We start from the raw sequence: 21,670 nt of genomic DNA on the forward strand, positions 1-21,670 counted from the left end.
AATGAGGGTACCGGCAGCGACCCTCCTTCCTCCACCTCGTTATCTCAAAGTGCTGCGGTTATTGTCTGACATCAGGATATATGATTGTTTGTTCGCCCTCCCTCAATGCCTCCCAGATACCCATCCATCGCGGACCCACCATTATCGGCATCGTAATCGCCAAACTCGGTTGTGTTGGCCGCATCACCGTATGCCTCCGTTCCGTTGAGCAAAGAAACCAGGATGGTTTCATCCAGACTCTCCCAGTTTTGGCTGGCGCTATTCCCCGCACCCTGGAAGGTGATGATGGATACCGTATTGCCTACCAGTTCATCAGCGTTGCCGAGGAACTCAACCGGGGCTCGGGACAGCGGATGGCAGGTTGTGTCCAGCTCGACCCAGGTAACTAAGTAATCCCGGAAATCTAGGTGGTCGATCCCCTCCACGCTGCTACCGGCCTGGCCATCGGTGTCCTGAACGAAGTTTCTGACCGTGACGCCACCATTATCGTACCCCTCATAAACGAGCCTGACCTGCTCGCCCCTGCCGAAATCCAGATCCAGCTCCTGATCCGCAAATTCGCCCAGATACAGCGTGTCTTCTGGCGGTGGGTCTGATAACGGAGCATCGTCTGCATAGTCCCTAAAGGTTTCCCCTGTCGGATCAAGATCAAAGGTGTCGTTTACCAACCCACTCTCATTAACCGCATTCAGTGCCGCGGTATTCTGGAAGTGCCCTGCAAGCCCCCACTTGCTTTGCTGATTTCTACCGCTAGCCTCATCAAGAAGCGCGCTCCAGTACGCCAGCCCATCTGGATCAGGCTCTCGACCCAACAGGTTCTGGTACAACATCGTGACGAACTCGGTATCACTGAGCTCGGGATTCTCCATACTGAGATCGTGGCAAAGATCAAAAAAGCCAGAGCAATCATCAAACACAGCCTCAAGCTCGGCCTGGGCAGGGGGCTCACCGGTAAGAGCGACATATACCCGAATTACCGCGCGCTCATCACCACTGAACTCGACCACATCGCCATCGCTGAGCATGGTTTCGATCTCAACAGAATCGTCGTGAAGCGATCTGAGACCGCTTTCGGTATTTTGACCACTTCTGAGGTCTGCCATGGCCGAATCAATATAGCCAACAAACGCCCCGTCAACGGGGTTTAACCCCGGCGTTCCGTCCACCAGCCCTGGCTCATTGGCGGCATTGACTGCGGCTGAATTCTGAAATTCGGTCGCCAATTTTGATTGACTAAGCTCGCCCCCATTCATCAACGCTGTCCAGTACTCAAACCCTTCCGCGTCAGGCGCTCTATTCAACAAATGTTCGTAAAGATCGGTCAAAAAGGCACTGTTGCTCTGCGCGGGCCTGGCACTGGTCAACTCTGTGGATAACGCCCTGAGCCCGGTATGACTAAACGCAGCCTCAAACTGCTCTTGAGTGGGGGCTTCGCCTGTGATGGCAATGTAAGTGCGGATAACCACGTGTTCACCAGGGTTAAACATCTTTGGTTCCCTCCTTTAAGCCGCTGATCCCGGCTATCGTTCATTCGTCCATTGATGACGGTAGGTCTTTTGTTCGAAAAGAACGCCCAGTTACTCTGAACGCTCATCCGACTTCTCTTTGAACAATTCAATCAAACAGCGAGCGCATCTACTACCAACTGCTGGACCCCATCAACGAGTCTTCCATATCAAATTCATTGGTTGATAGCGCGCTACCGAAATCCACGACGCCTATCTTATAAGCCCTCGCGTCGAAATCACCGGTCTCATTCTCTGCCATTCCGGTTGAGGTGACGTGGAAAAGCTTGTACTCGCCAGCATTCGAATCGTTCTCTACCATAAAAATGTGGTTGCTGGCGAACCCGTCACCCAAGGCATCGTTATCCGCATCGTAAGCATCAAACACCGCCAAATTGGCGGCATCACCGTAACCAGCCACTCCGTTCAACAACGCGATAAGGTCGCCAGCGGACAGGTTGTCCCAGGTTTGGCTGTCGCTTTCACCCGCCCCCTGAAATGTCACGATTGAAACGGTGTTACCCTTTAAACTGCTGGCTGAATCTTCGAACTCCACCGGCATGAACTCGACCCGACCTTCACCACCCGGCACCAGAGTCTCGGAGGTAAGGTAGTCCAGAAAGTTCAGGTAGTTCAGATCAGACCGCTCGCTTCCGGCCTCACCGTCACTGTCCTGTACAAAGTTGAGAATGGTGACTTGGTTTTCGTGATCACAACCGCTGAAACTCAGCCCGACGATGCCGTCTGAATGACGGTAGTCCGCCAAGTCAATTTCCGCCTCATCCAGTTGAAAGGTACTTACATTGATCAACCCATCCGCCGGATCAACCGCGATATCCCCATAGTCTAATCGTGTTGGATATAGCCAATCCGTGCCTTCCACCAGGCCAGCTTCATTCTCTGCATTCATCGCCGCGGCGTGCTGGAAGTGGATAGCCAAGACCGACTTATCCAATGGTTCATTACCGGCAGCGGGACTTAACATGCCGACCCAATAAGCCAATCCTTCCGGATCAGGCTCACGGTCCAGGAGATTCTCATACAGCATGGTGACAAACGCTTCGTCCTCCATACCAGCACTGCACAGCGCGAGACTTGAACCACGGCTCCAAAGGTCAGAGTAGGAAAATGATATTTCCAACTGAGTCTGTGTAGGCGGTTTACCAGTGAGGGCAATGAATGTGCGAACCAGACTGAGTTCCTGCTGACTGAATTCGAGATAGGGGTCGCTGGCGCTAGCACTCATGAGCACACCAACAGGCATCGCCCCGGTTCCCTTTACATGAGCCTCTACAACAGCGCTTTCATTCTTGCTAAAAGACATGGCATTTCCTCCTTGCGGCTACCAACACATTGGCCGCCTGCTCGCTCCATTGAACAACACTATGATCTGTCACCTTATATCAGGTAAACCGTCTAAGCCAAGCGCCTTTACCAAGGCAACGGTCACCGTCGCGAACTCCAGGAGAGCAGCCGGTGACTTCAACGCCCCGGAAATACAGGCATAAAAAAACCCCGGTCCAAGACCGGGGTTTTCCAGGCTCGATCAGCCACAGCTGACTGATCGCTGGAAGACAGGGCTCTCCAGGAGAACCCTGTATCCAGGTTCTGACTCAGGCTTACGCCAGGCCAGACTCAGCAGCCCACTCGGCAGAGCCTACCAGAGACAGCTCCATGTCGAGCTCGTTGGTGGACAGGGACGCACCCAGATCCACAGTGCCGACCAGCTGGGCGCTGGTGTTGAAGCTTCCGGCGTCAGCATCAGCCACACGAGTAGAAGTCACGTGGAAGATCTTGTACTCGCCGTCGTTGGCATCGTTCTCAACCATGAAGATATGGTTGTTAGTGTTGCCAATGATTGCGCCGATTGCGCCGGAGCCCATGTTGGTCTCACCGTTGTCTGCATCATAAGCGTCAAACGCAGCAGTGTTAGCAGCGTCGCCGAATGCAGCAGTGCCGTTCAGCAGGGCAACCAGGTTGGAAGCACTCAGGTTATCCCAAGTCTGCTGAGCGTTACCGCCGTCACCTGCGAAGGTGATGATGGAAACAGTGTTACCGTTGATGCTACCAGCAGCTTCAAACTCAACAGGAGCCGGGTTGGCGGAGTTGCCAGCACCAGAACCGGAAGCGTCGATTTCAGTGGTCAGGTAGCTGGTGAAGTTGATGAAGTCAACACCGTTCTGGTTAACGCCGGCTACGCCGTCGTCGTCCTGAACGAAGTTAACAACAGTGTTTTCACCGTTGTTGTAACCAGTGTAAACCAGCATGTCGTTGCTGTTTGCACCAGTACCCATAACCACTACGTCCTGGCTAACACCAACGTTGATTACGTTGTTGCTCTCAACAGCGCTGTCAGCACCAGTTACGTCTGTAGCTGCACCGGCATCGTCCAGCTGACCCAGGATGGCGTCGGCTGCGGTGGTTTCTGCACCAGTGTTATCCCAAGCGCCCGCACCTTCGTAGTGACCGTCGGTGTTGGCCGGGTTAACCAGAGCATCAACCTGCGCCTGCAGGGCTGCCTGGTCCAGAGCGGCCGGGTTGGAAGTGTTGTTGAACGCTTCCCAAGCGGCTTGCAGCTGGCTCAGTTCAGCAGCGGCGGTCGGCAGAGTGCCGGTCTGGATGTTTACATCCAGGTCGGTGTTGTTGAACGTACCATCGATCAGGGAACGTACAATCAGGGTATCGTTCGGGCCATCGATAGCAACCAGCAGCTTGTTCATCACTGCGTTGTTGTTGATGGCGTCTTTGATCGCCTGGTTGATCTGACGCTCGGTAGCGGCGTAGTTCTGACCAGTCGGAACATCAACAGTCACTTCAAAGCCGTTGGCGAAGGCGTCAGCAGCTGCGCCAGTCAGACCACCAGCCGGAGTAGCACCTGCACCGGACAGAGTGACGGTCAGCGTGGACTCGTACAGGAAGTACGGGCCGGACTCACCAGTTGTACCGGTCAGCGGGGAACCAGAGCCACCCAGCAGGTCTTGTACGTCCAGGTTTTCAGAGTTGAATACCCAGTGCGCCTTGAAGAACTCGTCTGCGGTAGCAGCGTCGTTGTCCAGATCGAAGCCCTGCTCGCCGGAGTTGTCGGCGTAAACAGTGTCTGCGCCTGCACCAGTCACGATGGTGGCGTCGCCAGCACCTTCGGTAGTAACGGTGTCGTTACCGGAACCGGTGTTGATAACGATGTTCTTCTGGTCTTTCTGGTTGCTGTACCAGTTGGACGGAGCAGCGTCGTCGTTGTCCAGAACCAGGTGAACCTTGTCGTTGCCGTTGCCGGTGGTGATGCTCAGAGCGGCATCTTCGTGAGCGATAACAGACTGGCTGAAGGACAGGAACAGATCGTTGTTACCGCCGCCCAGGTTGTAGGTGTATACAACGTTGTCAGCGGCTGCATCGTCTGCACCGTCGCCACGGTTCAGGTCACGGGCGATTACATCGTCAGTTACCTGAGCGTTCAGCTTGACGTTCTGGTTGAACTGGGAAGCGTTGAAGAAACGCACGTCGGTGATACCGGCGTTTTCTTTGCCAGCCAGTACCGCACCTTCCTGATCGTTCAGGGCAGCGGACTGCTCCTCACCAACGTGGAAGTAGTCGGCGTTGCCGGTCAGATTGATCACTTCCAGAGTGTTCTTGGCGCGGTTTTTCAGCGGCTGTGAGGACAGCTCGGTCAGCCAGACGCCCAGGCCCAGGTCGTGCTTCTCAGCAGTCACGTTGAACTCTTCAACGCCAGTTTCGGACAGGGACTGACCAGAAACGTTTACGCTACCACCCTGAGAACCGTAACCAATGTTCTTGAATTCCAGGTTGGTGGAAATCAGGCTGCTTTCAGAGCCCAGAACCTCGGTATCCTGACGACCAGAGGGGTCAACGTTACGGTCTACACCAGAACGCTCACCGAAGCTGAAGCCGCCACGCTCGATCACGTTGCTGCCGGTTGCAGTGATTACGATCTGGGTACCCAGAACGTTGGCACCGGTGGTTACCAGAGTATCCGGATCAACCTGCTGACGGGTGAAGTCTGCGCCGAGATCAACAGAAACGTTCTTCAGAGCTTCGTTGTCCACCGCCAGCTCGTTGATACGGGCCTCGATGGCCGCTTCCAGCTCTTCGTACGTAGTGGCGTTCAGAATGTCGTCAGAACCGACAACAACTTGCTCACCGTTCAGACGGAAGCTGAAGGACTCGATGGCCACCAGGCTCAGTGCCGCATCCTTGTTGTTGGCTTCGGCCATACGGTCGATAACTTCAACGGTCAGCGTAGTACCCAGATTGGTAACAACGTTGTCCAGGATCGGCGACAGGAAGTAGGCTTCGTAGTGGCCGTGGTCACCCAGCTGGTTTTCAGCGCTGAAAGTGTAGTCGCGTGAGATGGAAGCGGTGCCCTGGTCAATCGCGTTCATACCCACGTTGTAGATCTTGTGGGTGTTGGACATGTAGGTGTCAGCACCGTTTTCTTCGCTTACTTCGCCAGTCTCATCGGACTCAGTATGGGTCCAGCCCTTAACGTCAGACGCGCCTTTGGACGTATCAAACTCAAACTGGAAGTCGAGATCGGGTTCAGGACCAACAGGACCAGGCTCTTTGAAATCGCCATCGACAGATGTGAGACCAGTAGTGCCATCAACCAGCCCCGGCTCATCAGCAGCGTTCTGAGCAGCGCTGTTCTGGAACTCAGCGGCAAGACGGGCCTTACTGAGCTGGTTCTGACCAGCGGAGGCGCTCAGCAACGACGTCCAGTACTGCAGGCCTTCAGCGTCAGCTGCACGACCCAGCAGGTTCTGGTACAGGCTTTCTACAAACGCCTGGTTGCTCTGCTGCGGACGACCTTCCAGGAGGGCGGTCGCCAGGGCGTCCATACCGGTAGTTTCAAACGCGGCTTCAAACTCGGACTGAGTCGGGGCCTCGCCAGTGATTGCAACGTAGGTGCGGATAACACCAAGCTCGTTACTGTTAAAAGCCATGTGCTTTCTCCATCTTTGTATTGCTAATAAATTGATCAATTTATAGCAGGTAAAACAACACGAACCAGCGACACGCTGGGGCCGTGCCATTCTAGCCACTTCACAACAATTGCGCAGATCCCACTGCGCAAGCACGGATTCTAATCCGTAGCCTTTCTCTCTGTAAAGCCTGTGGCCCTACAGGAATCCGGTGATCGGGTCATGCTAGTGACAGCAGGTGACACTTCCATGACACCGGAGACAGGTTGGCCGGTGACCTACCTGTCCTGACCAGCGCACTATTTCGGCACACGGAGTGCGCATAAAAGCACAGAGCGCACCCTTACCGGGCGAGCTGGCCAAAACCACCCAGCACAACAGTCTGCGGGCAGCCCAGGAAGCCCCTGTATAATACATACCGGTCGAAAAATCTACAACATACCCCTACTAGCTCATACTGCGATTTAATATGTAAGGTTATGTAACTCTTTCGACCACTATTTTGACTGTGTGGACAGCCTCTCAAAATCGGCCTTGTACATCTCCTGAATCATCGACTCCAGCGATGTTTCCGGCTCCCAGGCCAGCTTTTCCCGGGCCTTGCCGGCATTCCCCAGCAGCACGTCCACCTCAGCAGGGCGGAAGAACGCGGGGTCGATCACCAAGTGCTTGTCCATTTCCAGCCCGGCGGCATCGAACGCAATCCGGCACATGTCCCGCACGGTGGTGGTACGGCCGGTGGCGATCACAAAATCGTCGGCTTCGTCTTGCTGCAGCATCAGCCACATGGCCTTCACGTAGTCCCGGGCATGCCCCCAATCCCGCTTGGCATCGATGTTGCCAAGTCGTAGCTCATCGGCCAGCCCTAGTTTAATGCGAGCCACGCCGTCAGTGACCTTGCGGGTCACAAACTCCAGCCCGCGCAGCGGAGATTCGTGGTTGAACAGGATGCCGCTGCAGGCAAACATGTCAAAACTTTCACGATAGTTCACCGTCATCCAGTGGGCGTAGAGCTTGGCGGCGGCGTAAGGAGAACGGGGGTAGAACGGGGTAGTCTCGCTCTGCATCGGCTCCTGGATCAACCCGTACATCTCAGACGTCGAGGCCTGGTAAAAGCGCGCATTGGGCTTGGCGATTCGCAAAGCCTCCAGCATGTTAACCGCACCCAGGCCGGTTGCCTGGCCAGTCAGTATTGGCTGATCCCAGGAGGTTTTGACGAAGGATTGGGCGCCGAGGTTATAGACCTCATCCGGGTCTGCGAACTGCACACAACGAATCAGGCTGGCCAGGTCGGTCAGATCGCCATCCATCAATTCCACTTTGTCGGCGACACCCAGCCACTCCAGGCGGGCAAGGTTGGTATCCGTCGAGCTGCGGCGGGGGGCAAGGCCAACCACACGATAGCCTTTCTCGAGCAACAACTGGGCTAGATAGGCCCCATCCTGGCCGGTAATACCGGTAATGAGCGCGCTTTTGGTAGTCATAGATGTGAGGAATCCGGTTAGAAAAGATACAGACAAGAATCAAGCGCGAGAGCATAGCAAATTTGGTGAGCCGTTAGCAGCATTGCCAACCAAATCTCCCCTTACCATCCTTTTACTAAAGATTAATGACGCCACGCGACACATCCGCCCCAAACCCCGTCGCCCAAACTGCTTCAAAGTTGCGCCAGGTCAATCCCGGGACAGCGCTTCCCAGAGCGTTTTCGCGCTTTCTTCCCAACTCACCAGCCCCGGTGGTGCTGGTGCAGGCACCCGGCCAGTCTCTTTCAAAGACCGCCAACGCAAAACCACCTCTTTGATGGATTCCGGCTTCATGCCTGAGAAGTAGATCGCGCCGTCACCGGCTACTTCCCGCAAGACAGGCAGGTCACGGGAAATAATCGGTAAACCCTGCCGGGCCGCTTCAATCAGCGGTAAACCGTAGCCTTCGCCCTCGCTGGCGCACAGTAACGCATCGCAACCCTGATACAGCCACGCCAACTGGGCATCGCTGACATGCTCAAGCCAGTAAAGCCTGGCAGCAGGCCCGCAGGCCGCCTTGTGTTCCCGCAGCGTTTTCGCCAGCCCGCCCATTTGCGCACCGGCCCGACCGACGATCACCAGCCGGACATCGTCACCGGCCCGCCACAGTTGCTCGACCCCCTGGAGTACCTGCTGATAACCTTTGCGACCATCCAGCGTACCGACCATCAACAGGGTCAACGGCGATGAGTCGTTGACTGTCAACTGCGGCAAGGGCACCGGAGCTTCTGAAACACCTTCCGGATCAGCCCCCAGGGGGAAGTGCCGAACCCAGGGCCTGCCCCCTTTCAGCAAGTTGTTTGCACCCAACCATTCACTCACCTCTTGAGCAACTGTCCGGGAAATACAAAGCAGCCCTTCTCCCAGGGTGGCGATGTCGTTCAGCCAAACTTCCATCTCATCCTGAAAGTCTCTCGGAAAATACTGAGGGATCTGGAGGGGCAAGAGGTCATAAACCACAAAAAACCGCTCAACTCCAATCGTCTCCCAGTGCTCGAGCGTCTCCCTCGCCCGATGCACCATCGGCTGGGCCCAATCGAGTCCAAGGAATCGATCACCAGGCTCGGGCTTCGCTTCTGCGTCCGGGCGCCAATTCGGCTCCGGTAATGTCAGCCCCAGCAGGTCATGGGTAAATTGGCGGGCCAGGTAGTATTGCCCTGCCCGCTCGTACACGGGTTCCACACGCCAACCGGGCGGTGGCGCTCTCAAGAGCTCTTCGGTGATTCGGCGCACCACCCTCTGTATACCGGTTTTGAGGTCCATTCGGACAATGTCCGAGACATCCACAAACAGTGTTCGCTGTGCAGGGAAGCTCGTGCGCCGGGGATTAAACAGGCTTTCCAGAACGGCGTCGGCATCCTCTGTGAAAACTGACGCCAAGTGCCCTATCAGGAAGCGCACGGCCCTGTCGGCCTGCAACGGGTCATCAACCAACAAACCACTGGCGCCAGATGCCATGAAGCGGACATCATCCAATGTCGGCACAGAGACATCCTGAAAGCCAGCCTGCCGATCAAACTGCGACCACTCACTTGCCCAGTCGCGCTCAGCCGATAGCGCCAAAACAGGAATACGACGAGAAATAAGTACGCGAACAAGCCAGGATGAATACTGGGACGAATCACCCAGGCAAACCACCGCGGACGCCGTCAAAGGACTGGCAAGAAAGGCCTGTGGTGATATCCACTCAACGCTAACGCCTCTTGCCTCTAATTCATTACGGAGACGCTGAAACGGGGCTGAGTCCCGCTCTTGCGAAGAGCAGCACTGAATGAAAACACACTGGGCGAGGGGAAGATCCGGGGTCTTCTGAGCCGAGAGCAACTGCTCCAACCCATCCAGATTACTGCCCGAAGGAAAAGGTGCTGTGGCGGACTCCACCCAATCGCGGAGTCTCGCCCTCAGCCATGGAAGCCGATTCACGACCCCCATCAAGGTAGGAAACAGCCAAGGATGGCTGCGAATCCATGTTAAGAGTCTTTTTAACATGGGTAAAGGAAACAATGCTCAACCAACCTAAAGCGTCAACCCCTGAAGGTCTTCCCGGCTCAAAACGCCAGCAATCTGCTTCAATTCAAATTGCATACGGAGGTTTTTGTATACCTCACTGACCAAGTCCCGCTCTGTTCTGGACAGGCGATTTCTGGCCTCAAGCAGGTCCGTCAAACTGCGCACACCACCTTCGAAGCCACGCTCGGCAGCCTCAAGTGACTGAGCAGCAGAAATCCGTGCGGTCTTCAGTGCATTGATTTGCTCATGACTACCCTGAAGCCCTTCCACCAAGCGAGTGATCTCGACCCTGACAAGTTGCTCCTGGTGCTGCAAAGCCAGAACTGAGGCCTCTTTGCGATAGGCCGCCTGCCGGGAACGCGCAGATGTCGCCCCACCTTTGTAGATTGGCAGACGGAATTGCACCTCTACCCGGGTTTCTTCACGAAGGTTAGTCGCAAATGTGTCGTTCTCGGTATACCGGGCATTCAGGTACAGCTCCGGGAAATGGCCCGCACGCTCATAATCCTGGGTCGCTTCATTGAACTGCACATCCGCCCTTGCAACCTTCAAATCACCGGAGTTTTTGAGCGCCACCTCCAACCAGTCGGTTTGCAACAGATCAGGAACCCGCTGCCACCTGCTTTCATCGACAGGTGCCAAGCTTGCCTCATCAAGGCTCAGCCCCGTGACCGCCACAAACTGCTGTCGAGCCGATAAAAGCTCGGTTCGGAGCCCCGCCAACTCGGCAATGGTCTGATCCCGAGAAGTCTGGGCATCCAGCACATCAGCACGCGTGGCTAATCCTCGCTCCTGCTTTTTCTGCATTTGCAGCAAACGACGCTGGTGACTCTCTAACTCCTGCTCGAGTACCGCAGTCTCCCGCTTGATCGCTGCTGCCGCCAGATAGGCTTTCACTGCATCAAATCCGGTATTTACAACACTCAGGTTGAACTCCTCCCGGCTGCGATCCTCTCCGGCATTAGCTCGACCAATGCCGTCGAAGCTTTTCTGAGAGTAGATCACCTGACTCAAACTGACTTCATAGCGGGTGTGTTCGTCAGTGTCTGTTACCGATGTATTGACATTAAAATCCCGGGTAAAACGAGACTCCCCATAGCTTGCTGTTGCTGTAATCTGGGGCAATACACCAGCCCAGGCCTCACGGGTAGCCTCGCCTTCGGCATTGAGTGACGCCTGCTCACTTCGAAGCTGGAAATTGTTCTGCAGAGCACTCTCATAGGCCTGGGACAACGTGATGACGGATTGAGCGACACCAACACTTGGCAACACGGACAACCCAATACACAACAGGCCAGTGCGTACATTATTCTTAATCATGCCCTTACTCCTCTCGGAATGCTCTCAGGAACATTCTGGTCATGGGTTCCAGGAGGTACTCGAGCATGGTCCGCTCGCCGGTCTTGATCAGAACGGTTGCCGGCATCCCCGGGACAAGGTACATGCCCTGCTCCTGCATTCGCTCCATACCCTTGTCGGTGACTCGAACTCGCGCCTCATAATAACTCTCGCCGCGCTGTTCATCGGTAAAGGCATCAGCAGACAACCGAGTGAGCTCACCCTCGATCACATGGGACATCTGTTGATTGAAGGCAGACAGCTGCAGAGCAGCCAGCTGCCCCACAGCCACCCGATCGATATCCTGGGGCTGAATCCTGGCCTTGATGGCATACTCCTGATCACTCGGTACGACCTCCAGCAGAGGCTCTCCAGGCTTAACCACCCCACCGACAGTGTGTACAGTGAGCCCCACTACAGTGCCAGTAGCAGGCGACGCGATCGTGGTACGCTTCAACGTATCCTCAAGTGCGACTTTACGAGCCAACAGATCTGCTTTCGTTTGCTGTGCAACACGGAGTTCCTGAGCGACTTCCTCAGCATACTGTTGTTTAGCCACCAACATCTCTGAACGAGTTTCGCCAACTTTAACTTTCAGCTCGCTGATCTGGGCCGCAGTTGAGTCTTTCTCACCCTGAAGACGAAACAACTCCCGCTGCATTTCATTAATGCGGGTTCGGTCTGCCAACTCCTCCTCATAAAGAGCCTGCCAATTGGCCAGCTCTTCCTCATAGCTGGCGATTCGATTGCGCGAATTCCCCAGCAGGGATTCAAGCCCTCGCATCTGCTCATTCAATGCGTCAACTCGCTGGTCGTAGATCGCCAACCGACCTTCCAGCCCCTCTCGACGGGAATTGAACAGCTCTTTCTGCCCAACCATGATGCTGCTGACTGTCGGTTGATCGCTTCGGCTGACCAGTGACTCGGGGAAGTCGATCTGATCTGCACCAACGCGTTCTGCGAGCAGACGCGCCTCTTTCCCGAGAACCTCATCCAGCTCTGCATCCACAATCGCCAAATCCGCCTTCGGACGCGTATCGGACAGGATAATCAGCGGCTCCCCCTTCTCTACTTGGTCACCATCCTGAACCCGTATATCAGCAACGATTCCACCTTCTAGATGCTGAACCACACGATTTTGCGACTCAACCATGACCTCGCCAGTCGCAATAGCCGCACCATCCAGTGGCGCGATCGCAGCCCAGCCACCAAAACCCACAAAGGTGACCAAGAGGATGATCATTCCGGTCCGGACCCGCGCCGACCACCCAGTTGGGATCGCCTTCAACGCATCTTGATCAAGACCATCGTCATCGCGGCTGAACTCGCCAGGCAACTCGGCCGATTCATCGACCTCTTCCCACTCCTGCTCTTCAACCGCTCCCGCTTTGGCGGACTTCAGTTGATCCTTGCCTGCGGAGCCAGAGCGCACCTTTTTCTCGTTTTCACCCACGCTCTCTACACCTTTTCCTGTCTGTTTCTGATCTGACACGATTACGCCCCCCCGCCCTGAAGTGCCGCACGACCGGCAGGCTTATTACCAATGGCGATCGAACCGTCCTGAAGCCCTCGCATGACGTCGTCTCGACCACCGAAGGCGACCGCACGACCACCGGAGAGAACCAGCATCTTGTCCACGAGCCGGAGAATTGGCTTACGGTGAGAGATAAGAATAACGGTCACTTTACGGCGCTTAAGCTCTTGCAACGCCGTCAACAAGGCCTGTTCACCCTGATCATCAAGGTTGGAATTGGGTTCATCCAGAACGATCAAGCTGGGATTACCGTAAACAGCACGGGCAAGACCGATACGCTGACGCTGGCCGCCAGAAAGAACACCGCCAACCACGGATATCTGAGTGTCATAGCCGTTCGGTAGCTGAAGAATCAGCTCGTGGACACCGGCAAGCTTGGCCGCTTCCACAACCTTCCCAGGATCTGGCTGCCCGAAACGGCTGATGTTTTCGCTGATGGTTCCGGAGAACAACTCGATATCCTGAGGGAGATAACCGATGTGCGGTCCCAACTGGGATTTATCCCATTGATGAATGTCGGCTCCATCGAGCCGTACCGTACCGTTGGCCAAAGCCCAGATGCCCAGCACCGATCTTGCCAGGGTGGACTTGCCAGCTGCACTGGGGCCGACAACGGCCAGCATGTCACCTTTATCCAGCGCGAATCCGATCCCGGACAACGCAGCGCTCTGACCTCCGGGCGGCACCACAACCATGGACTGAATGCTCAGGTTCCCCTCAGGCGGAGGTAGTGGCATGCCAGACTGCTGTGTGTGGTACTTATCGAACAAATCATTCAAGCGCGTGTAGGCAGAACGTGCACTGCTGAAGCCTTTCCAGGAAGCGATCATCAGATCCAATGGCGCAAGCGCCCGCCCCATCAAAATGGAACCGGCGATGACCATACCTGGGCTAATTTCCTGCTGGATAGCCAGATAACCGCCGAGACCCAGCATCAGGGACTGAAACAGCATCCGCAGAGTTTTTGAGCCATTGCTGAGAATGCCCGCACGATCGCTGGCATTGGCCTGGTTATTCAGAAAGCTGAGATGACGCTGAAGCCATTTGCTACGGAGGTTGTTCTCCATCCCCATCGCATGAACAACTTCGGCATTACGTAAGCAAGAACCCGCATATTCGGTTGACTGAATGTTCGCCTGGCCGGCTTCCGCCAGCAATTTGCCGGTGAACTTCTCATTGGCATAGGCCAGGGCCACCAGGATGATGGCTGCAATAATGGCAAACACGCCATACCAGACGTGAAACATGAACATCACCGCGATGTAAACCGGCAACCAGGGCCCATCAAAGAAAGCAATCGGCCCCTGCCCGGTCAGGAACTGGCGAAGCGACGTCAGGTCATTGAGAGGCTGGGCGCTTTGCCGCTCCGGCCTATCAATGGCCTGTCGAAACATGGCAGAGAAGATTTTCTGGTTCATGCTTTGGTCAATGTTGTTACCAACCCGAACCAGGATGGCAGAACGCACCATCTGCAAAAGCGCCAGCGTGATAAACAAGCCCACCAGGATCACGGTCAGCATGATCAGGGTTTCAACGCTGCGACTACCCAACGCCCGGTCGTAGACCTGGAGCATGTAGATCGCAGGAACCAGCATCAACAAGTTGATGAACAGACTGAAGACGCCCGCAGAAATGAAGCCGCTTTTGCAAGCCTTTAAGGCGTCCTCCAGCTCTGTGGCGTCACCTTTCTGGGTGGGTGCTTTCTTAAACATTGGAAGCGATACCGATATGGTTGGTTATAAAAGGCATGAACAAGCCGCTAGGAGGCCCGAGGATTGGAAGGCAGCCATTCTAGGCACCGCCAGAAGGGGTGTCAAACCCGCTTGTGACGCGGCCTGCAGGCACCTGAGAATTACAACCAAGCGGGCAAAACCTGACAGAAAATTCATAGATAGGGCCAAAGCAGAATCACACCGAGGCCAATTCCCAAACAGTTGGCTACGATGTCTCCCCAACTGAACCCGGCGCCATAGAGAGCGTCCCAGGTTTCCTTGGCCAAACCGATCAAGAAGGTGACCAGCACCGATAGCCAGATTGTGGTCCAGGGCAACATACCTTGTACCAGAGCGAGACTGATGATGATGTGCTGCAATTTGTCTGGCTCATGAAACCAGGCGATCAACCGGTCTCGAATGGCTCTACTCATAGTACTGCGCCTTGTCGATTGGAACCCCCTACGTGGTTGCCCCACGCCCTGATTGCAACCCCGGCGGAGAAAATTTTGTTTTGTTAATGGGCCCGCACGCCTTGTGGTACTGACCGCTGCATTCTGTATAATCCTTGCTTTTCGGCACGACCCGGCACAACAGAAACCAAATCAGCGGATTTGACGTTATATGGAAAAGTTTACTCTTGATGGCAAGACCTACTCCCTGAGCGACCTTCCAGAGGAAGCTCAGCGACTTGCCCGGCAGGCCGCGATGACCAGCGAGTTGATCCAGAAGCTGGAAGCGAGAACCGCAATTGCCAAAACCGCACAGGCGCGCTACCTCGACAGCCTCAAGGCCACCATCGAAAACCAGCCTGGCAACAAGAAGTAATTGCAGCGCCGACCATTTTTACCAGGAGTCCCTAGATAATGACCGACACCAAGAAGTCCGCATCCACCACCAAGAGCACGACTCGCAAAACCACCGCCACCAAAACTGCCGCGAAAAAGGCTCCAGCCAAAGCTCGCGCCACCAAAACGGCAGCTAAAGCCGCGCCGAAGGCCGCAGAGACTCAGAAGGTGACGATTGACGGAAAAGAGTACGCGCTGGATGCATTGAGCGAAAACGCACAAGCGCAGGTACGTAACCTGCAGGCAACCGATCGCATGATCGAAGAACTGGAACTCGAACTCTCAATTGCCCGCACGGCGCGCAGCACCTACGCAGGCGAACTGGAGCGCGAACTGGAAACTCTGAACACAACGCTTCAATGAAAGATCCAGTGAAAGCAACGCGTTAACAGAAAAGCCGGAAATTGCAGATCAAATAACGAATCTGCTTGACCACCAAGCAGACTATCGGTAGCATGTGTATTGAATTGATCAATTTTAAGCCAGCTCGATTCTGTTAATTGCTAGAAGGTCGGCATTCGTGTCGGCCTTTTTTTATGCCTATTTTCCCTTAGACCAAGCCAATCGGCACTTACAGTTAATTAGCTACGATCTCCTTGCCTACGATCTCAGACCAAGGCCCCGCCCATCCCCGGTGATCAACCGCGCGGATTGAGAAATACCATATTCCCGGCGGCAACCCCGTCACCCGAAACGCCATCCCCTGCCCGTCCTGAATCATCACATCGGTGGACGAGGTCTCAGAAAGGTCGCTCTCCTGACCATACCTCAAGCGATAGGACTCGATATCGGCCATTTTCAGTGACTCGCCACTCATGCGCTGTCCCGGTGCCTGCCAACGAAGCGTAGCAACACCCTCTCCCTTCCCGGAAGCGCCAGCTACATGCTTATGCTGAGGCATGCCAGATGAACCGCCTCCGCCACAAGCTGCGAGCAGCATGGAAGCCAACACCCCAACCCCAATGACCATCTTCATGAGTTTCAACCGAGCCCAATCCAAACGCCTGCCAGCACACGCCAGCGAAACTGAAAAATGACCAAGTCAGTTTACCAGCTTTCCTGCCGCTCAAAACCCGAAGCCCGCCAGGATTAACTAGGTCGCCCCTAAAAAGGCCAAACCCACGGAATCAACGAAACAACCACCACACCCGACAAAAGGCTCAATACGCTCCCCAAACGAACATAATCCATGAACCGATAACGCCCAGGTCCATACACCATCAGATTGGTCTGGTAACCCAGCGGCGTAACAAACGAGGCGGAAGCGGCGAACATGACCGCAACCGCAAAGGGCAACACACTGACCTGCAATTCATGGGCCAGAGCAGCGGCAACCGGAAACATAAGCACTGCGGCAGCGTTGTTGGTAATCGCTTCGGTAAAAAGCACCGTCGCCAGATAAACCAGAGCCAGTGCCAGCCAGGGTGCCGCTACGCCCAAATCCGCGATGTTGCCGGCCATCCACTGCGCCGCACCAGTCACCGCCATCGCATTGCCCAGAGCAAACGACGCCGCAATCACCACCAACACCGGCAGATCAAGACTTCGTCGGGCACGGCTTGCCGTTAATGCGCCAGAAAGGATCATCCCGCCCGCCGCCAGAAACGCCGCCTGAAGGATCGGCAGCAACCCGGTCGCACTGAGCAGCACCATCACCGCCAGAATCGCAAGAGCACGAGGCGCACGGTGGAAATCCGGCGGCGTGGAGTCGTTCAGCGCGCTGACCAGCAGAAAATCCCGCCGGAACCGGTACTGCTCCACAAACTGATGACTCGCCTCCAGCAACAGGGTATCCCCCATGCGAAAGGTCAGATCCCCCAGCTTGCCAGGCACCCGACGTCCCTCCCGGGACAGGGACAGAATCACCGCGTTGAAGCGGGTACGAAAACGGCTGTCGCGAATGCTTTTGCCAAGCGCCGGAAACTCCGGCCCCAGCACAACTTCGACCAGGCAGCGTTGGTGGTTGGCCACTTCCAGCTTATGGATGCTACCGGCCGTCGGCTTCAGCCCCTGGATGCGCCGCAATTCACTGGCACACTCAGGCGCTCCTACAAAATACAACCGGTCCTTTTCCTGCAGGGTTCGATCAGGCTCGACTGCCGTGATCAATCGGCCCTGGCGATCGATTTCCGTCAGATAGCCATAGGCCAGTGCCCGAAGGCCGGCTTCTGCGATGGTTTTGCCAACCAGAGGACCGCCGGGGACCACCTCCATTTCCACGCCGTACTCGCGAACCTGACTAAGCGCTTCGTTAACATCACCCCGATCCGGCAACAACCGGTCCGCAAAGATCACCAGATACACGGTTCCGACCAACAACAGCGGAACCCCAACCCAGGCCAGCTCGAACAGCCCCAACTGGATACCCTGAGTGCTTTGCAGCATGCCGTCCACCACCAGGTTGGTGCTGGTTCCAATCAGCGTGCAGGTGCCCCCCAGAATAGCGGCGTAACTCAGAGGCAGCAGCAGCTTGGACGCCGGTATCCCGAGACGCTGTGCCCAGCCCTGGACGGCGGGTATAAACATGGCAACCACCGCGGTGTTGTTCATGAAACCGCTGAGCAGGCCCGTTGGGAGCACCAGGCGCAGTAAGGCCGATCTCTGGGTGGGCGGATGCCCCAACAAGTGTCGCGCAATCCATTGCACCGCCCCGGTCTCTTTGAGCCCTGCGGCAACCACGTAAAGCGCCGCAACGGTAATAACGCCCGGATTGGAGAACCCGACCAGGGCCTGCTCAGGCGTCAGGACGCCGGAGATCAGCAAAACCGCGAGCGCGGCCATCAGTACCAGGTCTGCGGACACCCGGGTACACACCAGGATCGCCAACACCAGCACAAGAAGCAGGAGAGTAAAAAGCGCGGGAAATTCCATTGCTAACAGGTCGGGGCGAGAGGAGCGTTAATGCGCAATGAGACCACGCTCCAGCAAGTAGGCCAGCAGCCGCTCAACACAGGCATCCACAGACATGACCGACGTGTCGAGCCGCAGCTCCGCGCGGGCCGGCACTTCATACGGAGAGTCAATGCCGGTGAACTCCTTGATCACGCCCTCGCGGGCTTTCTCGTAGAGCCCCTTGGGGTCACGCTCTTCGCAAGTGGCCAGAGGGGTATCCATGAACACTTCGATAAACTCACCGGCAGGGAGCAGGTTGCGAACCAGCCGCCGATCACTGGCGAATGGCGAGATAAAGGCGCTCATCACAATCATCCCGGCATCACTGAACAGCTTACAGACCTCGCCAATGCGGCGAATGTTCTCTACCCGGTCCAGCTCTGAAAAACCCAAATCCTTACACAGGCCATGACGGACGTTATCGCCATCCAGCAGGAACGTGTGGTACCCGCGCTCAAACAGCGCTGTGTCCAACGCATTGGCGATGGTGGACTTGCCTGAACCGCTTAACCCTGTGAACCACAGCAGGCACGGCTTCTGCTTCTTGATAGCAGCCCTTTCTGCCCGCGTCACCCGATGCTGATGCCAAACGATGTTGTCGTCCAATGCCCTGTTCCTTTTTGTGGTTATTCCTGCACTGAAGGGTAGGACAACTGGCGGTGATTCCGCAATGAAAACCGAGACCTTGGGGACCGGTTCCTGCAAAAGGTGAGGTTCGACACCAGGCCGCACCTCGACCTATCCAGGCTAAAGCAACTCCGTGCTGACCAACTCGGACCAGGGCCCGTATTGCCCCTGTGTATCAAGCGTCCGGATGGAGAAGTACCAGGTACCGCCATCCAGGCCATCCAAAGTAACGCTCATGGCCTGACCATCCGCCACCCGTTCGCTATGGAGCATATCCTCCAGGAACGGCACCTGACCATAACGAACCTCATAACCCGCAATCTCGCCCATCGCGATGGAGTCACCGTCCGTTCGGGTACCCGGCGCCGTCCAACTCAACCTGACGTCCTGATCAGGCTCCGGCTGTGGCTCGGGATCTGGCCTTGGCTCCGGTTGCGGGTCAGGGTCAGGTTCGGGCTGTGGATCTGGCTCCGGTTGCGGGTCTGGTTCCGGTTGGGGATCAGGTTCCGGTTGCGGGTCTGGTTCCGGCTGTGGGTCGGGTTCCGGCTGTGGATCTGGCACTGGAGGGAGGCCGGGATAAGGATTCGGGATTGGCTGTGGCTCGAAGTTTCCGGCGTAACCACCAGCAAACAGCGTATCAACGATCTCCCCACCAGCAACTTCAAACCCCGCCCCATTCCGCCCATCTGCGGCAAGGCTGGACACCTGATCTTCCGCCTGCACATTGGCCGCCAGCAACAGCAATTCAGCGCTGACGCCAAAGGAGTAATCTGTCAGGAACGGTAGTTCACCGGAGACCACCAGCTCACGACGAAAGGCGTCAAACACCTGCCCCATCGTATTCCAGCGCTCATCGCCCACCAACGCCAGGAAGGCTACGTTCAACAACGCGGATTCCAGCAGAGGCTCTGACGCCGTAGCTGCAGTATCGACCGAGAGATCCACCTGGGGCTGTGAGAGCACCCCACTCTCCAGTCCGAATTCGTTCTCAAGCAACCGAAGCGCCTGGGAGTAACTGCTTTCGGACACCGCGCCACTCTGACGCAACGACAGATCGTAGGCCAGCGAGCCCAGGGGGCTCAGAATGACGCTGACCTCAGACGCGCTTGCGGTACCTAGCACCGACGTCAGCCGGAGATCGTTCCCCGGCCAGAACCACTGACCAAACGCCACCTGGCCACCGCCCGGTGTATGGCACGCCGGCCGCACATCGCACTTCATTTGGGTGACGCTGTCGGAAGTGAGAACGACTTTCAAGGTCTCGGCATCCACCTCGTCGGGCAGCCGAACCCGGAACCGGCCATCCGCCCCGGTGCGAACCGGCTGACCCACTGCCACCCAGCTGTTGCCCTGATTGCCGGAGGCCTGATAAAGCTGGACTCGCCCATCAAAAACCACACCTTTGACCGCGCTGCCCTCGATCCATCCGGGCCGGACGTCGCCTCCGCCGGAATCACTTGATGAAGAGCCACCACCGCCACAAGCCGTCAGTACGGCGCACAAGGCAGCCGGGAGTAACCCACGAGGGAAAACAGATAATAAAGATGGTTTACAGCGAACGGCGGAATGCTGTTCCGACAACGTGCCTGACAGACCGCTGGGGCCGTCAGCCTGGCAACATTCCCCGTTTGCCGATAGGACGCGGGCGTTTGAGAACACACGGGACATTCGGGGAAACATAGTGACTCCATTCAGAGAAGACTCGAATGGTATGTTAACCACGGTGAATGTCAAAAAATGTTATATGCGTCGACTTTCTGCCGGAAATTACGACCAAAAAGTGACACCAAGCCGTCACCAAAAGACAAGCTCAACCCCGATACCATGCTGCCGAGGCAATAAAGTGCGGATTCAGCACATCTTCCTTACCATATCGCAGCGGCGAACCGTCCAAACGCGTCACCTTGCCACCTGCCGCACTGAGCACAGCATGCGCTGCACCGGTGTCCCATTCACAGGTTGGCCCGAGGCGCGGGTAGATATCCGCCCGGCCCTCCGCAATTCGACAGAACTTCAGCGAACTGCCGGCCTGCACCAGCTCATGATCACCAAGCGACTCGATGAACGCTCGGGTGTCATCGTTCAGATGATTCTTGCTCGCCACCACGCGCTTGCGGGCCGGAGGCACTACTACTGACAAGCGTCTTACACGCCCATCCGCCTCCCGCTTCCAGGCCCCCTCGCCTTTGACACCCCAATATGCCTCACCAAGCGCCGGTGCCGTGACCACCCCCAGCACGGGCTCACCATGCTCGATCAATGCAATATTGACGGTGAACTCACCGGAGCGCTGGGTGAAATCACGGGTACCGTCGATGGGATCTACCAGCCAGAAACGGTGCCAGTGACGACGAGTGGACCAGGGAATGGCCGCGGCTTCTTCGGACAGCACGGGAATATCTGGTGACAACTCGGCCAGAGCCTGATCGATGACCCTGTGGGCAGCCAGATCGGCGGCGGTGATGGGTGACTCGTCAGCTTTGAAACTGACCGTGAAATCGGTCTGATAGATTCTCATAACGGCTTGGCTGGCGCCATCAGCAATGCTCAGGACCCGCTGGACCAAAGCCCCGCCAGGGGGAATATTCATGTCACCTCCAATCTATGATGAAGCTATTTGCGAACCAGCCCAGCATCCTACCACGCAATGCCAACTTCCCAGCTACCGCTAGCCCGGATTTCTCACGGGGGATAAAAGAAAGCGGCTGAAAGTGCTATGGTTTCAAGAGCCTAACCAATCCACC

General features: G+C 56.2%; 16 protein-coding genes. 2 read left to right on the forward strand and 14 right to left on the reverse strand.

From position 1 onward, the window contains the following. Positions 1–71 precede the first annotated feature (71 nt). From MLD24_RS20895 to MLD24_RS20935, 9 genes are all read right to left on the reverse strand, one after another. Entirely contained in the window at positions 72–1,487 is a 1,416-nt protein-coding gene (locus tag MLD24_RS20895; RefSeq protein ID WP_248169191.1) for a DUF4214 domain-containing protein, read from the reverse strand. 151 nt (positions 1,488–1,638) lie between these two features. Then, positions 1,639–2,829, reverse strand: a complete 1,191-nt coding sequence (locus tag MLD24_RS20900) for a DUF4214 domain-containing protein (protein ID WP_248169193.1) — start codon at positions 2,827–2,829, stop codon at positions 1,639–1,641. Between the two features lie 295 nt (positions 2,830–3,124). Next, entirely contained in the window at positions 3,125–6,463 is a 3,339-nt protein-coding gene (locus tag MLD24_RS20905) for a DUF4214 domain-containing protein (RefSeq protein ID WP_248169195.1), read from the reverse strand. Between the two features lie 476 nt (positions 6,464–6,939). Further along, positions 6,940–7,926: a GDP-mannose 4,6-dehydratase gene (gene gmd / locus MLD24_RS20910; protein WP_248169197.1), complete on the reverse strand. Its 987-nt coding sequence runs from the start codon at positions 7,924–7,926 to the stop codon at positions 6,940–6,942. Between the two features lie 189 nt (positions 7,927–8,115). Further along, positions 8,116–9,450, reverse strand: coding sequence for a glycosyltransferase family 4 protein (locus tag MLD24_RS20915; protein ID WP_248169199.1), 1,335 nt, complete (start codon positions 9,448–9,450; stop codon positions 8,116–8,118). 531 nt (positions 9,451–9,981) lie between these two features. Then, positions 9,982–11,295 (reverse strand): TolC family outer membrane protein, encoded by a 1,314-nt coding sequence (locus MLD24_RS20920; protein ID WP_248169201.1) that lies wholly within the window; start codon positions 11,293–11,295, stop codon positions 9,982–9,984. 4 nt (positions 11,296–11,299) lie between these two features. Then, on the reverse strand, positions 11,300–12,766 hold the full coding sequence (locus tag MLD24_RS20925; protein ID WP_248169203.1) for an HlyD family type I secretion periplasmic adaptor subunit: 1,467 nt from the start codon (positions 12,764–12,766) through the stop codon (positions 11,300–11,302). A 41-nt stretch (positions 12,767–12,807) separates the two neighbouring features. Next, entirely contained in the window at positions 12,808–14,559 is a 1,752-nt protein-coding gene (locus tag MLD24_RS20930; protein ID WP_248169204.1) for a type I secretion system permease/ATPase, read from the reverse strand. Positions 14,560–14,732: 173 nt separating this feature from the next. Then, complete coding sequence (locus MLD24_RS20935; protein WP_248169205.1) at positions 14,733–14,993, reverse strand: YfiM family lipoprotein; 261 nt, start codon at positions 14,991–14,993, stop codon at positions 14,733–14,735. Positions 14,994–15,183: 190 nt separating this feature from the next. On the opposite strand from MLD24_RS20935, the gene MLD24_RS20940 reads away from it, so the two are divergent. After that, positions 15,184–15,387, forward strand: a complete 204-nt coding sequence (locus MLD24_RS20940; protein ID WP_227171743.1) for a hypothetical protein — start codon at positions 15,184–15,186, stop codon at positions 15,385–15,387. A gap of 38 nt (positions 15,388–15,425) precedes the next feature. Further along, positions 15,426–15,770, forward strand: a complete 345-nt coding sequence (locus MLD24_RS20945) for a DUF6447 family protein (RefSeq protein ID WP_248169206.1) — start codon at positions 15,426–15,428, stop codon at positions 15,768–15,770. A gap of 214 nt (positions 15,771–15,984) precedes the next feature. On the opposite strand, the gene MLD24_RS20950 is transcribed toward MLD24_RS20945, so the two are convergent. The 5 genes from MLD24_RS20950 to cysQ all read right to left on the reverse strand — a co-directional run bounded on the left by MLD24_RS20950 (position 15,985) and on the right by cysQ (position 21,516). Continuing rightward, positions 15,985–16,224, reverse strand: a complete 240-nt coding sequence (locus tag MLD24_RS20950) for a hypothetical protein (RefSeq protein ID WP_248169207.1) — start codon at positions 16,222–16,224, stop codon at positions 15,985–15,987. Positions 16,225–16,511: 287 nt separating this feature from the next. Further along, positions 16,512–18,278, reverse strand: a complete 1,767-nt coding sequence (locus MLD24_RS20955; protein ID WP_248169208.1) for an SLC13 family permease — start codon at positions 18,276–18,278, stop codon at positions 16,512–16,514. 27 nt (positions 18,279–18,305) lie between these two features. Next, entirely contained in the window at positions 18,306–18,905 is a 600-nt protein-coding gene (gene cysC / locus MLD24_RS20960; protein WP_248169209.1) for an adenylyl-sulfate kinase, read from the reverse strand. A gap of 141 nt (positions 18,906–19,046) precedes the next feature. Continuing rightward, on the reverse strand, positions 19,047–20,324 hold the full coding sequence (locus MLD24_RS20965; RefSeq protein ID WP_248169210.1) for a fibronectin type III domain-containing protein: 1,278 nt from the start codon (positions 20,322–20,324) through the stop codon (positions 19,047–19,049). 412 nt (positions 20,325–20,736) lie between these two features. Beyond that, a complete protein-coding gene (cysQ, locus tag MLD24_RS20970; RefSeq protein ID WP_248169211.1) occupies positions 20,737–21,516 on the reverse strand; it encodes a 3'(2'),5'-bisphosphate nucleotidase CysQ in 780 nt (259 codons plus the stop codon). Between the last annotated feature and the right edge of the window lie 154 nt (positions 21,517–21,670).

The organism is Marinobacter xestospongiae (assembly GCF_023156385.1).
Lineage (GTDB): Bacteria > Pseudomonadota > Gammaproteobacteria > Pseudomonadales > Oleiphilaceae > Marinobacter > Marinobacter xestospongiae.

Bases quoted from the DNA above. Each gene is read 5' to 3' on its own strand.
- MLD24_RS20920 (WP_248169201.1), bottom strand. From the start codon at position 11,295: ATGATTAAGAATAATGTACGCACTGGCCTGTTGTGTATTGGGTTGTCC.
- MLD24_RS20955 (WP_248169208.1), bottom strand. From the start codon at position 18,278: ATGGAATTTCCCGCGCTTTTTACTCTCCTGCTTCTTGTGCTGGTGTTG.
- MLD24_RS20940 (WP_227171743.1), top strand. From the start codon at position 15,184: ATGGAAAAGTTTACTCTTGATGGCAAGACCTACTCCCTGAGCGACCTT.
- MLD24_RS20950 (WP_248169207.1), bottom strand. From the start codon at position 16,224: ATGAGTGGCGAGTCACTGAAAATGGCCGATATCGAGTCCTATCGCTTG.
- MLD24_RS20900 (WP_248169193.1), bottom strand. From the start codon at position 2,829: ATGTCTTTTAGCAAGAATGAAAGCGCTGTTGTAGAGGCTCATGTAAAG.
- MLD24_RS20905 (WP_248169195.1), bottom strand. From the start codon at position 6,463: ATGGCTTTTAACAGTAACGAGCTTGGTGTTATCCGCACCTACGTTGCA.
- MLD24_RS20945 (WP_248169206.1), top strand. From the start codon at position 15,426: ATGACCGACACCAAGAAGTCCGCATCCACCACCAAGAGCACGACTCGC.
- MLD24_RS20930 (WP_248169204.1), bottom strand. From the start codon at position 14,559: ATGTTTAAGAAAGCACCCACCCAGAAAGGTGACGCCACAGAGCTGGAG.
- gmd (WP_248169197.1), bottom strand. From the start codon at position 7,926: ATGACTACCAAAAGCGCGCTCATTACCGGTATTACCGGCCAGGATGGG.
- cysQ (WP_248169211.1), bottom strand. From the start codon at position 21,516: ATGAATATTCCCCCTGGCGGGGCTTTGGTCCAGCGGGTCCTGAGCATT.
- MLD24_RS20895 (WP_248169191.1), bottom strand. From the start codon at position 1,487: ATGTTTAACCCTGGTGAACACGTGGTTATCCGCACTTACATTGCCATC.
- MLD24_RS20935 (WP_248169205.1), bottom strand. From the start codon at position 14,993: ATGAGTAGAGCCATTCGAGACCGGTTGATCGCCTGGTTTCATGAGCCA.